Origin of the sequence: Mycobacterium sp. AZCC_0083 (assembly GCF_014202335.1) — a bacterium.
Taxonomy (GTDB): domain Bacteria; phylum Actinomycetota; class Actinomycetes; order Mycobacteriales; family Mycobacteriaceae; genus Mycobacterium.
This window is the reverse complement of record NZ_JACHGP010000008.1, coordinates 1-16,108: the sequence shown is the minus strand read 5'-3', so window position 1 is coordinate 16,108 and position 16,108 is coordinate 1. Positions and strand designations below refer to the sequence as shown.

General features: G+C 63.2%; 9 protein-coding genes and 1 pseudogene. 6 read left to right on the top strand and 4 right to left on the bottom strand.

The features are described 5' to 3' along the window. Positions 1–16: 16 nt before the first annotated feature. Complete coding sequence (gene drmD / locus HNP02_RS20085; RefSeq protein WP_309241636.1) at positions 17–3,148, bottom strand: DISARM system SNF2-like helicase DrmD; 3,132 nt, start codon at positions 3,146–3,148, stop codon at positions 17–19. A 513-nt stretch (positions 3,149–3,661) separates the two neighbouring features. Here drmD and HNP02_RS43770 point away from each other — a divergent pair. The 5 genes and pseudogenes from HNP02_RS43770 to HNP02_RS20065 all read left to right on the top strand — a co-directional run bounded on the left by HNP02_RS43770 (position 3,662) and on the right by HNP02_RS20065 (position 9,253). After that, a complete protein-coding gene (locus HNP02_RS43770) occupies positions 3,662–4,801 on the top strand; it encodes a type II toxin-antitoxin system HicA family toxin (RefSeq protein WP_184441794.1) in 1,140 nt (379 codons plus the stop codon). Positions 4,802–4,823: 22 nt separating this feature from the next. Then, positions 4,824–5,888: a DUF3800 domain-containing protein gene (locus tag HNP02_RS20075; protein WP_184441792.1), complete on the top strand. Its 1,065-nt coding sequence runs from the start codon at positions 4,824–4,826 to the stop codon at positions 5,886–5,888. A 183-nt stretch (positions 5,889–6,071) separates the two neighbouring features. After that, complete coding sequence (locus HNP02_RS43765) at positions 6,072–6,809, top strand: DEAD/DEAH box helicase family protein (protein ID WP_184441791.1); 738 nt, start codon at positions 6,072–6,074, stop codon at positions 6,807–6,809. Further along, positions 6,779–6,850, top strand: a pseudogene (locus tag HNP02_RS44075) (hypothetical protein); the annotation flags it as partial. The gene HNP02_RS43765 and the pseudogene HNP02_RS44075, both read left to right, overlap by 31 nt. A 30-nt stretch (positions 6,851–6,880) precedes the next feature. Beyond that, entirely contained in the window at positions 6,881–9,253 is a 2,373-nt protein-coding gene (locus tag HNP02_RS20065; RefSeq protein WP_255506728.1) for a DEAD/DEAH box helicase, read from the top strand. Positions 9,254–9,619: 366 nt separating this feature from the next. On the opposite strand, the gene HNP02_RS20060 is transcribed toward HNP02_RS20065, so the two are convergent. From HNP02_RS20060 to HNP02_RS20050, 3 genes are all read right to left on the bottom strand, one after another. Further along, the gene (locus HNP02_RS20060; RefSeq protein ID WP_184441787.1) at positions 9,620–10,210 is read right to left on the bottom strand and encodes a hypothetical protein; all 591 of its coding nucleotides are present in this window, start codon (positions 10,208–10,210) and stop codon (positions 9,620–9,622) included. 173 nt (positions 10,211–10,383) lie between these two features. Then, entirely contained in the window at positions 10,384–11,175 is a 792-nt protein-coding gene (locus tag HNP02_RS42860) for a hypothetical protein (RefSeq protein WP_255506727.1), read from the bottom strand. A 584-nt stretch (positions 11,176–11,759) separates the two neighbouring features. Continuing rightward, the gene (locus HNP02_RS20050; RefSeq protein ID WP_184442527.1) at positions 11,760–12,044 is read right to left on the bottom strand and encodes a WXG100 family type VII secretion target; all 285 of its coding nucleotides are present in this window, start codon (positions 12,042–12,044) and stop codon (positions 11,760–11,762) included. Positions 12,045–12,398: 354 nt separating this feature from the next. On the opposite strand from HNP02_RS20050, the gene car reads away from it, so the two are divergent. After that, positions 12,399–15,920, top strand: a complete 3,522-nt coding sequence (car, locus tag HNP02_RS20045; RefSeq protein ID WP_184441783.1) for a carboxylic acid reductase — start codon at positions 12,399–12,401, stop codon at positions 15,918–15,920. Positions 15,921–16,108 lie beyond the last annotated feature (188 nt).

Sequence of the window (16,108 nt, the reverse complement as noted above, 5' to 3'; positions counted from 1 at the left end):
AATGTGCGAGGCGTCATTAGCGCAGCCCTCCTTTCGCGTCTTCGGGGGTGAGGGCGAACACCAACGCCGCGGCGGTGGTGTGGGGTTTCACGTCGGCGTAGCGGTCAGTGATCGCCGCGACCTCGCGGGCCTCCTCGTCGTCGAGTTCGTTGAGGCGGCGCTGCATCGAGTCGATGTCTCGGCGCCATTGCTTCTGCTGGTCGTCGGCCCACAGCATGGCCTGGGCTTCGGCGTCTCTGCCGCGCAATAGATCCAGCGATTCACCTAGGTTCGTCCGAAACGCGGCGAAGATGTCGCGGGCCCGCTGGATATCGGAAGCTCGACGTTTGTCCAATTGTTCTAGTACCCGCGTGTGTCGGCGGTCGGCGCGAGCGTGCATCGAATCCTCCAGCCTCGCCCGCAGCGGTGCGTCCGTGGCGTTCCAGATGTCGCACAGGTCAACGCGAATCCTGCGGCTGGCCAGGGTCAGCCGGTCGTCGTCGAGGGCATGATCGAGGGCGTGTTCGGCCTTCTCCTCGGCCATCGCTCGACGTCCCCGTAGCCGAACACCAACCAGGAACACTTCCTCGTGCAGGCGTATCCCTCCCCGACCGACGAGCACCATCCGGGTCACGGCGGCCACGAAGGACTCTGCCGTATCGTCAATCACCACCGCGGTCACCCGGTTCAAGGTCGAATCCACACTCCACAGCGAGCGGCGCAGCAGCCGTTGCGCTTTCTGCACGATTGGATGCCCGAGGTGGACGTACACCAGATCGGCGCGCCCTTCGGCGGCAGAAGAATCGAACGTAATCGGGCGTAGCACATCGGGTTTCAATCGGGTCGGCAAGCCTTTGAGGGTGTCCTGCCATGCGGGGCTCAGCGGAGGCATCTTGAACACCTCGGCATCAGTGTCGGCATCGCCGACCGTCTCCAACGGAAGCTGATGGTTGATCCGCAGTGCCGTGTCGACCACGCGACGTAGGTTCTGCGGTTCTAGATGTAGATCGGCGCGGGATGCGTCGAAGCCGCGCTCCAGCTCGGTGAGCCGCGTATTGAGTTCGATGCCGCCGGCCAAGGCTTCCTGGATCACCTTGTTGCCATCGAGTCCGTTGGCTTTACGTTTGGCCGGTGCGCGGCGGGCGAAGTGTTCTTGGATCTCGTTACCGATTACCTGGTTGGCCGATCCCAGATCCACCTCGACCTGGGCGATCTTCTTGGCGATGCGTGCCATGAAGTTCGCGTCGGCGGCGTAGGTGGAGGACTTGTCGTCGGGCACGAAATGGAACACCTCGGGTGTTTCGGTCTGCCCGTAGCGGTCGATGCGGCCGATGCGCTGTTCGAGCCGGGACGGGTTGAACGGGATATCGAAGTTGACCAGCCGGTGGCAGTGGTTTTGCAGGTCGATGCCTTCGCCGGCGGCATCGGTGGCCAGCAGCACCCGCACCGGTTCTTCGGCCGGCTCGGCGGTGAACTGCGAGCGGATGTACTCCCGGTCCTCAGGGGGTGTCGCACCCTCGATGATGGCCAGCCGGTCGGCGTAGCCGCGCTGGACCAGTACCCGCTGCAGCCAGCCGAGGGTGTGGGCATATTCGGTGAACACCACGACGCGCTCGTTGGACCAGTGGGTGCCGTCGGGCCGGCACACCGCGTCCAGGAAGCTGATCAGCCGCTCCAGGCGCGAGTCGGGTCGGCCTTCGTAGCTCAAGCCCCAGTCGGCGAGCTGTTGTAGTTGACCGGGCTCGGCGGCACCGAGCGGATCGGAGGTCTTGGACTCCCGCAGCCGCTCGGCCTCGTCGTGCTGCCACAGACCTTCTTCTTCGTCGGCCTGGCCTTCTCCGAAGACTTCTTCGTAGTCGTCGTCGCGCAGGCCGCGTCCGGCTCGCGTCTCTCGGTAGTGGCTGATCGTCATTCCGAAGGCGAACGGGCTAGACAGGAACCGCTTCTTGAGCAGCATGGTCACGATGTCGCCGCCCGGTTTGGTGCCGTTCTGCTTGGCACTGCGGGTGACGATCCCGTCGAGCAGCGAGAACATCTCCTGCTCGCTGTCTTCGGGCGTGAAGTCGAGGGTTTTGACCTTGCGGTCCTTGAAGCCTTTGTCTTTGAGGTCGCGCTTGAGGCGGCGGACGGTCACGTCCTTGAGCGCGGCGGCGTCCAGCAGAGCGCCGCGGGAGAACCGACGGGGGTCGATCATCTCCATCAGCGCGGTGAACGATTCCGGGTAGCCGTTGTGCGGGGTCGCGCTCAGGAACAGACGGTGCTCGCAAGTGTCGGCGAGTTGGCGCACTGCAATGGTCCGCTGTGTGTCCACCGAATAGCCGCGTCCACCGGCGATGGTCGAAGGGCTCGACGGGGCGACGTGGTGGGCTTCGTCGACGATGAGCATGTCGAAGGCGAATCGCTTGCCCAGCTTGGGGTTTCTGGCTTGGGCGTAGACGTCGCGCAGAAGACGCTGGCAGCGCACCTGTGGCAGCCACGCCATGGACACGATTACCCGTGGATACAGCTGGAAGGGGTTGGCGTGCAGGCCGTGGGTGCGACGCACCTCGGCCATCAGCACGCTGTTGACGATGACGAACTGCAGGCCGAACTTGTCCCGCATTTCGTCTTGCCACTTCAGTGCCAGGCTTGGAGGGCACACGATCACGGCGGTGCGGGCACGATGCCGCAGGAACAGTTCCTGCACGACCAGACCGGCCTCGATCGTCTTGCCCAACCCCACGTCGTCGGCCAGGAGCAGATTGGTCCGCGGACTCGTCAGCGCCCGTCGCAACGGTTCGAGCTGGTAAGCCTCCACAGTGACGCCGGACCAGAACGGCGCCTGGTAACGGTTGGGGTCTGCCGAGGTGACCGCGCCCCAACGCATCGCGTCGATGAACCCTGCCAAGGTGACGGGATCATCGAAGCCATCCGGGTTGATCTGCTCGGGTAACCCTTGCTGCGGGGTGACAGTCTTGCCGACCTCCAACTCCCAGACCACCGAGAGCTGCTCTCCAAGGCGATCCTCGTCGAGTGACTGGAGGTCAATGACGTGGTTGAGCTTCGCGGCTGCGTCGTCTGCCGGGCTGAGTGGCAGGCCCTGGGCCTGGACGTTGGCGACGGCCCACGTGGAGCCGCGGACCTCGACAACCTGACCCGGTTCGGGCAGGGTCGCTGCAGCTACAGACACAGGTGATCCTCCGAGTGGTGGCGTTGGCCGAACAGTATCGCCGTCGATACCGACAACGGCGCGGATGGCGTCTTCTGACACTCCGAAGTGCTCGGCGGATTGCTTGACCGCCTTAGCAGCAGCGTTCCGTCTTTGGATTGGGTCGGTGGTTGAGGTCGCGGCGCTGAAGTCCCGTCGAACCCTGTTGCGCTGGCCCGAGGTCAGCAGTTCCTCGGGCAGTGCGGCCGGTAATTCGGCATGAAGCAGGTACTCGATCGTGTCGTACGAGATCCCGTACTTTGCTTCGAGCTGAGCGCAGGTGTTCCGCATTGCCCATTCGATGCCGTGTTCGTTGATTGCCTCTTGTACGGCTCGGCGGATTGTTGAACGTTGGCCGGGCGATAGGTAGTCAGCCTGTGCCTGCGGTGTCTCCCCCACGCAGCACCACGGTAGCTGGGGTTCTCGGACATTGTCCGGATTTCATTACCGTCGTGGCGCTCCAGCAACCTTTAACGATTATGACAATATCTGTCCGTGACTGAAGCGCTCTCACTTCCTGAGGTAGTGGACACCCTCGTAGAGATGGACCTCGTCGATCTCGACAGCAACGGACCGTGGCCTGGCGAACCAGACGACTCCGATGTATACGAGCCGGACTGGACCCAGATCCACCCAAAGGACTCGGACATGGGTGCGTCACTCGACTGGGCGCCAGGGCGACCGAACGTTTACGACGAGATCCGAGAGCGGGCGAATGGCGGTTTCCTGGTCCCGCCCCCCGACGTGTTGGACGCCCTTGCCTGGTACACACCAATCCACTATTTCGGTCTTGGCTCGGCGATCTACATCCGGGAGTCAGCTGTCTTCGACGTTGCCGCCACGATTCTCAATCGATTGCCGGAGCCCGAGCGCGAGGTGCACGACAACGTTGACGGTGCGTCACGTGCAGCAATGTCGGTGCTCTACCTCCATGAGGCGTATCACCACAAGATCGAATCGCTAGCGATCCGATTCGAAATTGTGGAGCGCACCCGGCGCTACATCCCCTATTCAAAAGCTGTGTACATCCCACTCATTCAGCAAGGATCTGACGACGTGCTCGAAGAGGCGCTTGCGTGCGCCGAGATGTACCGCCGCTTCAAGACTGAGAATCTCTACCGCCGAGGCGTTCCCAAGCCGGTCCGTGAAGCGACGCTGGCGATGCTCACGGAATGGTTTCGGACTCTTCCGCCCAGTTATCGCGAAGCTGGCCGCTACCTCTATGACCGAACGTTCGACCAGGCGCAACGCGGGCTGATGAGCCAAGTGCATGAAGCAGCCGCCGAACCCAAGCGCACGGCCGGTGAGTGGAGTCTGGCCCCGCACCTCTGCCGTGGCCTGTTCGACTGCCAGCGCATCACCCACGTACTGGTGCCGAAAGGCCAGGAACCGATCCTGCCCTGGATCGGCCACACCCCGGCACTGCCCTCCGTAAGCAGCAGAAAAGCCATCCAGCATCTGGAAAATCGAGGCTGGAAAGTTGACCCGGGCCGAGGCAAGGGGTCACATATTCGACTCAAACATGTTGGGAAGCAACCGCTTACGATCCCCGCGAACCGCGAGTCGCTCTCTCCGCCCGTGTTGAAATCTGTCGCGTATGCGTTGGGTGTGCAGCTCGCGGATCTGGCGTTCTAACCGCTATGAACGCTCACGAACATTGAGCAACCTAATCACATCTGCAAAAGCAGTCGAAGCCGGCGCTGCACAAGTTGTTCAAATCGCGTGCGATGAATCCGGTTCTGACGGAGAAAATCTCATCGAGGGCAGCTCAAGAGTCTTCGCCCACGGCAGCACCGATCTCGATGCGGCCGCCGCATCGCAGTTTATCGACGGCCTTCGCGACACCGTGAAGTTCAAAGGTCCCGAACTTAAATCCACTACGCTGCTACAGAATGCGCAGCGGCGGGCCGCGCTCCTGGATACGTTCGCGACCGGTGGACCACTGTCGGACCGAGTGAAGTTTCTGGTAATCGACAAGTGGTATATGGCGGCAGCCAAGGTCATTGATCTGGTGGTCGAGGAGGACGCCTACGCGAATGGCGACGACATCTATTCGACAGGCGAGGCCTATCGAATGGCACAGACGCTGATGCAGGAAGGGCGCCGCGCGTTCGGCGAAAGCCGTTGGCAACAGCTGCTCGGTGAGTTCGTGTCGTTTGTTCGTCGCAGACAGCGGGTGGGAGCGAAAACGACTGAAACTGAGCTGCTTCAGACGATCGATGATCTCCGACTTCGGAACAATCGACGCAGTGTTACCGCCATCATGCAACGGCTATGGCAGGGTAGGCACCACCTTGCGGACTACGGGCCGGATGGTCCGATCACCAGCATGGGAACGCTGGAACCGATCATTCCCGCGATCGTCAGCGCGGCCAAAGCCTGGCATGAAGTGCATCGCGTTCCTATTGAGGTCGTTCATGATCGCTACGCGGCGCTGACTCCCGCCGCGGTCAAGGACATACTGGCAGTATCCACCACCACGTGGCCAAACATGGTTGCCCCGCCGCCAATTGCCGCACTGCAGCAGGTGGATTCGCGTACCGACGCACGTGTGCAAGTGGCTGATCTTGTGGCGGGGGTGGGTGCCTGGGCCGCTCGCGGCGCTCTAGACGGAACGCTAACCGATCAGGACGCCGAGCTCATCCGCCCATATTTACTGACCGATTCGATGTGGGCGGACGTTCCAAGTTGGACTCATCTGTACGGGCGGACGATACGGTGATATATGACCTCACCGCAACAGTTGCCCAGTGGACAGCATGTCAGCCAAGACCAGCGGCCGGAGAGCGTACGCAAGACCAGAGGATCCGACATACCAGCCGAACGGTCGCAATGATCCGACGCCAGACTGCCGATCTGAATGCCTACCGACGCCGTGTAGACGCACCGCTCTCAGGAGGTCGGCGTGGCGATTAGTACAGCCAATGTCTGGGCCGAGCAGTTCGATGTCGGCGGCAACACAGTTCGTCAGCTACTCGTCCCCGCATGCGGGGAGCTAGCCGTCTCCGAGGACGCTGTCGGCATCAGTGTGCATGGCAGTCACGGTCGATGGCCGGCGATTCGCGGCGCCGGCGATGCCGCTGCTGAGCATCTCGTCGCGGTCCTTCCGACGGTCAATGGGTCGACATTTCGCGTCAACTGGAGCGGCACTCGCAAGCAGCTCGATCCCGATGTGGTGCTTGAGACTTTCAGGGGTGCAATCGGATTCACTCCCCACGACGAGCCTGGCAGCTTGCGACGACCACAGATCGCTGCATTGCACTCAATTGTCGGATACCAGTCTTCGGGCTTGGACGAGCCCGCTATCGTCGTAATGCCCACGGGCACTGGGAAAACTGAGACAATGTTGGCGTGGATGGTGGCCACTCGTCCCGCCAAACTATTGGTGATCGTTCCGTCTACTGCACTGCGGGATCAGATCGCGGCGAAGTTCGAATCTCTGGGGATACTGCAGCGCGAAGGCATTGTGTTGCCGATGGCACAGCGCCCATGCGTTGGGCGCCTTGAGCACGGATTCACCGATCCCGGTGAAGCTGCGATCTTCGTTCAACGAAGCAACGTGGTCGTGGCAACGCCGAACGCTCTACACGGGGTGATCCCGGAGCGCGTGCGGTGCTATTGGATCGCTTCACCCACCTTGTAGTAGACGAGGCTCATCATGCGCCTGCGACCACGTGGAACGCCATCATCCGTCAGTTCGATACGCGCCCAGTTTTGCTGTTCACCGCGACACCGTTCCGCACGGACGGACGTTCGCTACCAGGCCGTGTCGTCTCGCGATTTCCGCTGCGCGAGGCCCAAAAGGACGGCTACTTCAGTCGCATTGAGTTCGCCTCCGTTGTCGCGATCGGCGACACTGACCGCGACCTGGCGGCCGCTGCGGTCGCGCGACTGCGGAGGGATCGCGAGGCTGGATTCGAGCACATCCTGCTGGCGCGCGCCGCGACAAAGGCGCGTGCCGACGAGATTTTTGCGATGTACCAGTCGATGGCACCCGAAGCTGAACCGCGGCTATTGCACGACGGTCTCAGCGCGCGCCGAAAGGCAGAAGTACTCGCCGCACTTTCCAACTGCGAATGCCACTTGATCGTATGCGTCGACATGCTCGGCGAGGGCTTCGACCTGCCCAATCTGAAAATCGCTGCCTTTCACGACAACCGCAGGTCCCTCGGGCCGGTGATACAGCTCGTCGGACGTTTGGCGAGAACGAAATCCGCAAAACTTATTGGCCCGGCGAGCGTATTCGTCTCCCGAGACCCCGCGACGCCCTTCTCACCCTTGCGGAAGTTGCTTAGGGAAGATCCCGACTGGGACAAGGTGCTCAGCGACATCACCGACCGCGCGATAGCCAGGGCTGAAGAGATTAGCGAGTTCGATCAGTCCTTTGCAACGACACCGTCGGAGGTGCCCGTCGGGTTGGTGGAGCCGAAGATGAGCGCCGTGGCCTACCGCACCTACGCGACCGAGTGGAATCCTGATGCAGCGCTGGATGTCTACGGTGAATCTGTACTAGAAGGCGTCATCAGCATGAGCTCAGCCGACAACGTCGCGTGGTTCGTAATCGAGTCGGTCGGCGACCTCAGATGGGGTGAGGTACCTGGATTGCAGACCGTGTCATACGACTTGGTCGCGATGTACTTCGACAACAGTCTCGGTTTGCTGTTCATCCACGGCTCCGATACCGACCGCAAGTACGACGAGTTGGCCCTGGCCGTGCTCGGCGAAGACCCGGCGATGATCCGCGGGATGGACACGTTCCGTGTCTTTGCTCGGGTCGATCGCCTGATACCGACCAACGTCGGCTTGCTCGATTCGCGCGACCGCGACAAGCGCTTCTCCATGCACGTCGGCAGCGATGTGGAAACCGCACTGAATGAGGCCGAACGCAACCACAAAACCAACACCCATATCGCCGCGAAAGCGTTCGAGGACGGCGAACGGGTGACGATTGCTGCCGCGCTGTCGGGCCGCTTCTGGTCGATGCGTACCGCACCTGGCCTGTCCCAGTGGCGGGACTGGTGTCGGCGCCAAGGCACCAAATTACTTGATACATCGGTCGACTTGCGTTCCTTGTTCCGCGAGATGATCATCCCGATGGCGGTAACACAGCGCCCTCAGCATCCGCTGCTGGCCCTGGAATGGCCGTGGAACCTATACCTCGGCACCGGCACCGCTCAACACGCGGTCTACGACGGCAAGCGGTTCTTACTCACCGATGTCGACTTTCGGGTCGACGATTACTCAACCGAGGGACCATTCCGGTTCTCGGTACTGACGACGCTGTGGGAAGTTTCGTATACCGCGGTGGTGGGTCACACGGGTCTGCATTACCGGGCCGTCGGCGCGGAGGTCGAAGTCGAGAGCCGCGGATCGGCAGTCCCGCTGTCGACGTGGTTCAACAACCACAAGCCGACCCTGTTCCTCAGCGGCGACCGACTCATCACCGGCGATGATCGCTTGCTGGAGCCGCGCACTGAACTGCCGCCCTACGACCGCGTCAACCTATCGCCGCTGCCGTGGTCTGCCGACGGAGTCGACATCACGGTGGAGTCCCAAGGCGACCACCGGCGCCAAGATTCCGTGCAGGCCTACATGTCTCGACACCTGCAGCAGCATCAGGCATTCGATGTCCTCATCGACGACGACCGCGCCGGCGAAGCAGCTGATCTAGTAGGTCTTCGGATCGACGGCAGCGATTTGATTGTCACACTGGTGCACTGCAAGTACTCATCGAAATCCATTCCGGGCGGCCGGCTCGCCGACCTCTACGAGGTATGCGGTCAGGCCACCCGCGGGGCCCGCTGGCGAGACCATGGTGCGATCCCGCTGATCAACCACATCGATCGCCGGGCACGTAACTACGCGTTGCGAACAGGACAAACCGCTTACGAAGTCGGTGATCGAGAAGCACTCCTGCGCATTCAGGAACGTGCACCGCTGCTATTCATCCGATTCGCGACCGTCATCGCCCAACCAGGCCTAAGCATTGCGGCCAGCACGGACGAACAGATGCGCCTGCTCGCGGGCGCCCAGTCCTACGTCAAGGCGGTGACCAAGGGGACGTTCGGTGTCTACTGCTCCACCTGACCGATCCGGACGGCCCCGGGTGCCGCGGCGTCCATGGCCAAACCCAGCTGGATCAACCGGATGAACTCGTCCGTCCGGCGCTCTCAACTCTTGCTGCATTTTCATCCGGCACTCTCACGTTGTCGTGGATCGCCTTTAAATGACCCCGTCCGCAACAAGATGAGAGTGCGCCGGTCAGCACGTCCCCGCACTCTCAACTAATCCCGGATCGGACAGCGACTGGACGATCTGAGCACTCACAACGGTGATTTAGGATCCTCGAGCCCTCCGGACTGCTCGCATCGATGATGGACGCGGCGAACGGGGGAAGGTCGGCGACTTGCTGTTACCCGGGCGTCGCATAACCACCACGTCAGGCCAAGGCAACTATTCGAGCGCAAACGACTCGTCACGAAGCCGCCCGAGCGCCCGCCCGTCGGTAAGTTCCGACCGATCACCGGGATGGCGCCAGTAGTGCCGCACCATCCAATACAGCGCGACCCCATTCGGCACGTAGAAGTCAGCCCCGTCCACGATCTCCTCGCTGCCGTCTTCGAGACAGAAGACGATCGCCTTGCGGGTCCGTCGCTTCGTGTCCGTGGTGTCCTTGACGTCGACGACGTCGTTCCAATCGACGTACTTCGTAGAGATCATGTTCGCGATGTCGATTCCCTGTGGTGTGAGCTTGAGGTATCCGATTCCTCCACGCCTCACCACGGCAACCAGTCCGATGACGGCGGCCATGACCGCTAACGCCATCACGAACGGCGAGAAGATCTGATATCCGCGTGAAATCGGGATGTCGAGGCTGCCGGTCGGGGCACAGAAGATGAAGACCAGCCCACTGGGAACAACGAGCGTGAATCCGACGATCATCAGCGTGCTGAACAAGCGGTCGGGACGCAAAACAGTGCCGTCCGAATCGGTTTCAGCGCGCAACGAGGTCCGACCCGACGACACCAGTAGCAGCGCTGCCATCGCGATTAGCGGAAACGCGGTTATCCCAAACAGTGCGACCGGCGTCAGATAGTGGCCCCGAATAGTCCCAACCACAGACCAGTACAACCCGAGCGAAGTGAACGCAAGCACCCCAAGAGTTAGCCACACGAGAACCCGCCGGCTGGCTTGCCAGTTCACGGGTTCTGGGAGCTTCAGTACGGACAAGCAACCTCTCCAATCGCCTTGCCAAGTTCGCCCATACCGAATCCACCGAACAGCGATCCCCCGGCTGCAAGAATTGGTATTGCGACAGGCGCGCCGGGCCCAAAGAACGTACCTAGGAACGCGCCCCCTTCAGCGCCTCCCCAACCGCCGCCCGCGCCGAATGCCCCAGCCACGGCTGCGGCGCATCTTTCCCGTCCCGTGTCGGCCATCGCCATATCGAAAATCGTCGTTGCGACGCCTAGGGCAGGGCCGCCGAACTTCGCCGCCTTCCCCACGTCCTCGATCGAGCTGGCCGTGATCATGGGCAACGAGCCGCCTTCCACCACGTGCTTCTCCAGCCCCGAAAGGCCGGCACCCGACACCAGGGAGATGTTGTCGATCATTTCGACGGGAATCTGCGCGTGTCTACCCCCAGCAGTCGTGAAGCCAGCATTTCGGACGCCCGTTGAATCAACCGTCATCGTGAAGTTCGAGTTATCCGGCCAGCTGATGGACGTGTAGTCACAGCCGTTCCCGTAGTCGTGCCAGGAACTGGCCTCTGAAGTTTTGTTTCCGTTCTTGTCGAACTGATCGATGGTGATGAAATTTCCCCTGTCCTGCCAATCGAAGGGGCTGTGCTTGGTGATCACGCTCTTGCTGCCGTCCTGCATGATCGCGGTCATCACCTGCTCACCGTCCTTGTTGACCGATGAGGTGGTCTCCCGAATCGTGATTGACATCTCGCCATCGCGAAGCGCCTCTTGCTCGAGCATTCCGACCGAGGTGTTCGGGTTCGGCACTTGGTCACCGGGTCGTTGAGCGGGCGGAAGCATCAACGACCCCGGATCCGACGTCATCGGACCCGGGTCGACGAAGCCGAACTTTCTGCCCGCCGCCAGAACGGCATTCGCAGCTGCTTCGTCGGTCTGCCCGACCGTCGTCAGCATGCCATTGATGGTGGCTTGCTCCGCCTTCGCCAACTGCTCGAGGTTCGCGAGTTGCTCCGCTGACATCCGTATGGGGTCGATCAGGACCACCCACTGGTCGCTGACGTTCAGCGGACCTTGGTCGACTTGGTCCGCGGTAGTCAGGAGAGCCGTCCTCGCGGCACCGATCCCGGCGCTGCCACCCCTGAGTGCAGACGCGATGGCGTTCGCGTACTTGGAAAACTCCGAAGCATCATTGCTGGCACGCCAAAACATCTCCAGTGCGGCATCGTGGGAGTGTCCCGACCACGCCTCAGCCGCCGGCATGCTTTGGCACTTGGCCTCGATATCCGTCACTGCGCCAGACACCGACGGCGCACCTGCGTCGATCGCATCCGCGGACGTGGCAAGTGATTCCGGGTTCCAACTGCGGAGTGTGGGGCGCGACGGCAGCATCGTCAGAACAGCCCGTCGAATCCGCTTGCCAGGGCATCGTCCGTGACCTCGAACTTGTCGCCGGCGCCACGGACTGCCTCTCCGAGCCGTGCAACGTTCGTCGCCAGCTTGGCAGCTTCTTGCGAGAAGTGATCCCCAACGGAATGCACCGCCCACTGGGTCGTCGAACCCGGCAAACCATCCGCTGCTGACGAAACGATGTGGCCGATGTCGGCGCTGGTGATCTCTGTTGCCGCGACGTTGACTTGTCCAGCAAACGCCCTCAGTATCTGCGGATCCACCAGCATTTCCACCACCCCCATGGTCAAACTTCGGCGACCCCAATTATCCGGTATGCCGGGACGACCCAACTGCAGATTTCACGGACACTCCGTAACAACACAGCCTGCCATGCCACGAGATCTGGGACGCCGCGCATCGCATCTGGCCGTCGTGCCAAGCCGCCGAGCATGGCGCTCGCCGTGAGATTGGTCACCGCTCCCGAGTGAATGCCTGCTCCGGCAAGGCCTTTCGCTGCACACCCCACCTCTCACAGCCAAGTCTCAGGAATACATAGGTTTCCTAACCTACTTTCGATTAGTAGGCACAACGAGGTGTCCCGACTAGTGAACTAGAGACTCAATTTGTCAGAGGAGACACCCATGTCAACTCCCGCCAACGCTCGCGAAGCGCGGCTCCAATACCGCTTCCAGCAGTTGACCTCTGGCGACGCGCAACTCATTGCCGCCCAGCCCGATCCAACCATCTCCGCCACCATCCGCGACCAAGGCCTGCTGCTCACCGACGTCATCCGCACCGTCATGACCGGCTACGCCGACCGGCCCGCCCTCGGCCAGCGCGCCGTCGACTACGTCACCGACGCCACCGGCCGCACCTTCGCGAAGTTCGCGCCGCGCTTCGACACCCTGACCTACGGCGAGACCTGGGCCCGCGTGAAGGCCCTCGCCGACGCCCTGGCCAACAACCCCGTCCACCCCGGCGACCGCGTCGCCACACTCGGCTTCACCAGCGCCGACTACGCCGTCGTCGACATGGCCCTCGCCCTCACCGGCGCCGTCTCCGTTCCGCTGCAGACCAGCGCGCCCGTCAAGACACTGCACCCGATCCTCGTCGAGACCGAACCGGTGGCCATCCTCTCCAGCGTCGACCACCTCACCGACGCCGTCGAGCTCGCCCTCACCGCGCACGCCCCGCAGCGCCTGGTGGTGTTCGACTACCACCCGGAGATCGACGACCACCGCGAGGCCTTCGCATCCGCCGCGACCCGCCTGGCCGAGCTGCACGTCACCGTCGAGACACTCGACGGCGTCATCAGGGCCGGCGCCCAGCACAGCGACGGCCCGGAGCTCTCCCGCGGCCGCAGCGACGACCTGCGCCTGCTGATCTACACCTCGGGCAGCACCGGCACCCCCAAGGGCGCCATGTACACCGATCGCCTGATGGCCAAGACCTTCGGCGGATGGTTCGGCCCCGACTGGGATACCGAGGGCAAGCTGCCCGCAATCACGCTGAGCTTCATGCCCGTCAGCCACATCATGGGTCGCGTCATCCTGTACTCCACGCTGGGCGCGGGCGGCACGGCCTACTTCGCCGCCAAGGCCGACCTGTCCACCCTGCTGGACGACCTCGCGCTGGTGCGCCCCACCAAGCTCGACCTGGTCCCCCGCCTGTGGGAGATGCTCTTCCAGGAGGTGCAGAGCGAGGTCGATCGTCGGGCAGGAGACGGCACCGATCGCGACACCGTCGAACTGCAGGTGATGGCCGAACAGCGCGAGAATCTCCTTGGCGGACGCCAGTTCTCGGCGCTGACCGGCTCCGCGCCCATCTCCCCCGAACTGCGGGCCTGGACCGAGGACTTCATCGACATCCACCTCGTCAACGGCTACGGCTCCACCGAAGACGGCATCATCCTCGTCGACGACCAGATCCGGCGCCCACCCGTGCTCGACTACAAGCTGGTCGACGTGCCCGACCTCGGCTACTTCGCCACCGACCGGCCGCACCCCCGCGGCGAATTATGGGTCAAGACACCCGATGTCATCCCCGGCTACTACAAGCGCCCCGAGGTGACCGCCGAACTGTTCGACGCCGACGGCTGGTATCACACCGGTGACGTGTTCGCCGAACACGCACCCGACCACCTCACCTACGTCGACCGCCGCAACAACGTCCTCAAGCTCTCGCAGGGCGAATTCGTCACCGTCTCCAAGCTGGAGGCGGCCTACGGCGGCCACCCGTCGGTGCGCCAGATCTTCGTGTACGGCAACAGCGCTCGCTCCTACGTGCTGGCCGTGGTCGTCCCGACCGACGATGCACTGGCCAGCGTCGGCGGCGACGTCGACGCGGTCAAGCCGCTGCTGAGCGACGCGCTGCAGAGCATCGCCCGCGAAGCCGATTTGCAGTCCTACGAGATCCCGCGCGACTTCATCGTCGAGACACGGCCTTTCACGCTCGAGAACGGTCTGCTCACCGGCATCCGCAAGCTGGCCCGCCCGCAGCTCAAGGAGTACTACGGCCCCGAGCTCGAGCAGCTCTACGTCGACCTGACCGACGGCCAGGCAGACGTTCTGCGCACGCTGCGCCAGGACGGCGCCAACCGTCCGGTCCTGGAGACGGTCAGCCGGGCAGCTGGTGCGCTGCTCGGCGCCGCCTCCGCCGACGCGGCACCCGACGCCCAGTTCACCGATCTCGGTGGAGATTCGTTGTCGGCGTTGACCTTTGCCAACCTCCTTCACGACATCTTCGGTGTCGACGTGCCGGTCGGCGTGATCGTCAGCCCGGCCAGCGACCTGGCCGCCATCGCCGCCTACGTCGAGGACCAGCGGTCCGGCGGGTCCAAGCGGCCCACCTTCGACGCCGTGCACGGCCGCGACGCCACCGAGGTTCGTGCCAGCGATCTCACGCTGGACAAGTTCCTCGACGAGGCCACCCTCGCGGCCGCGCCGTCGCTGCCCGGCCCGAGCTCCGAGTTTCGCACGGTGCTGCTCACCGGGGCCACCGGGTTCCTCGGCCGCTACCTGCTGCTGGAGTGGCTGGAGCGGATGGATCTGGTCGACGGCAAGGTCATCACGCTGGTCCGCGCCAAGGACTCCGACGCCGCGCGGGAACGCGTCGACGCAACGTTCGACAGTGGCGACCCGAAGCTGCTCGCCCACTACCGCGAGCTGGCCGCCGATCACCTCGAGGTGCTCGCCGGCGACAAGGGCGAGGCGAATCTCGGTCTGGAGCACGGCATCTGGCAGCGCCTGGCCGACACCGTCGACCTGATCGTCGACCCGGCCGCCCTGGTCAACCACGTGCTGCCCTACAGCCAGCTGTTCGGGCCCAACGTCGTCGGCACCGCGGAGCTGATCCGTATCGCCCTCACCACGAAGATCAAGCCGTTCGTCTACGTCTCCACGATCGGCGTCGGCGACCAGATCGAGCCAGGCATGTTCGTCGAGGTCTCCGACGTCCGGCAGATGAGCGCCACCCGCAGCATCGACGACGGCTACGCCAACGGTTACGGCAACAGCAAGTGGGGCGGTGAGGTCCTGCTCCGCGAGGCGCACGATCTGGCCGGCCTGCCCGTGTCGGTGTTCCGCTGCGACATGATCATGGCAGACACCACCTATGCCGGACAGCTCAACGTGCCCGACATGTTCACCCGCATGATGCTGAGCCTGGTCGCCACGGGCGTGGCACCAAACTCCTTCTACGAGCTGGACGCTGGCGGCAGCCGACAGCGCGCGCACTTCGACGGCCTGCCCGTCGAGTTCATCGCCGACGCCATCTCCACCCTCGGCGCCAACGTCATCGACGGGTACGAGACCTACCACGTGATGAACCCCTACGACGACGGCATCAGCATGGACACCTTCGCCGACTGGCTCATCGAGGCCGGCTACCCGATCATCCGGGTGCCCGGGTACGCGGCATGGCTCGAGCGGTTCGAGACCACGCTGCGGGCACTGCCGGAGAAGCAGCGCAATGCGTCGCTGATCCCGCTGCTGCACAACTACCAGAAGCCCGAGCACCCGATCAACGGGTCCCTCGCGCCGGCGGATCACTTCCGGGCGGCCGTGCAGGAAGCCAAGATTGGGCCCGACAAGGACATCCCGCACATCTCCGCACCGGTGATCGTCAAGTACGCCACCGACCTGGAGCTCCTCGGCTTGCTCTGAGCGGTAGACCAGACTGCCCACCTCGCAGCGACTTCCATTCCCCCTGTCGCTGCGAGGTGAGCACCTTCGTGGGGTAGTGCGCTTACGCTTGCATGACGGCGCTCATCGAAGATCCCCAGGTGTGCTTATCGGAATTCCCCACCTGTGAGCAGCGGTCAGTGTATCGGTTGGCGGGTGCCGGTGGTGGC

What these genes read in the sequence shown, in the direction of transcription:
- HNP02_RS20060 (WP_184441787.1), bottom strand. Translation starts at nt 10,210, where the DNA reads ATGGCAGCGCTGCTACTGGTGTCGTCGGGTCGGACCTCGTTGCGCGCT.
- HNP02_RS20050 (WP_184442527.1), bottom strand. Translation starts at nt 12,044, where the DNA reads ATGCTGGTGGATCCGCAGATACTGAGGGCGTTTGCTGGACAAGTCAAC.
- car (WP_184441783.1), top strand. Translation starts at nt 12,399, where the DNA reads ATGTCAACTCCCGCCAACGCTCGCGAAGCGCGGCTCCAATACCGCTTC.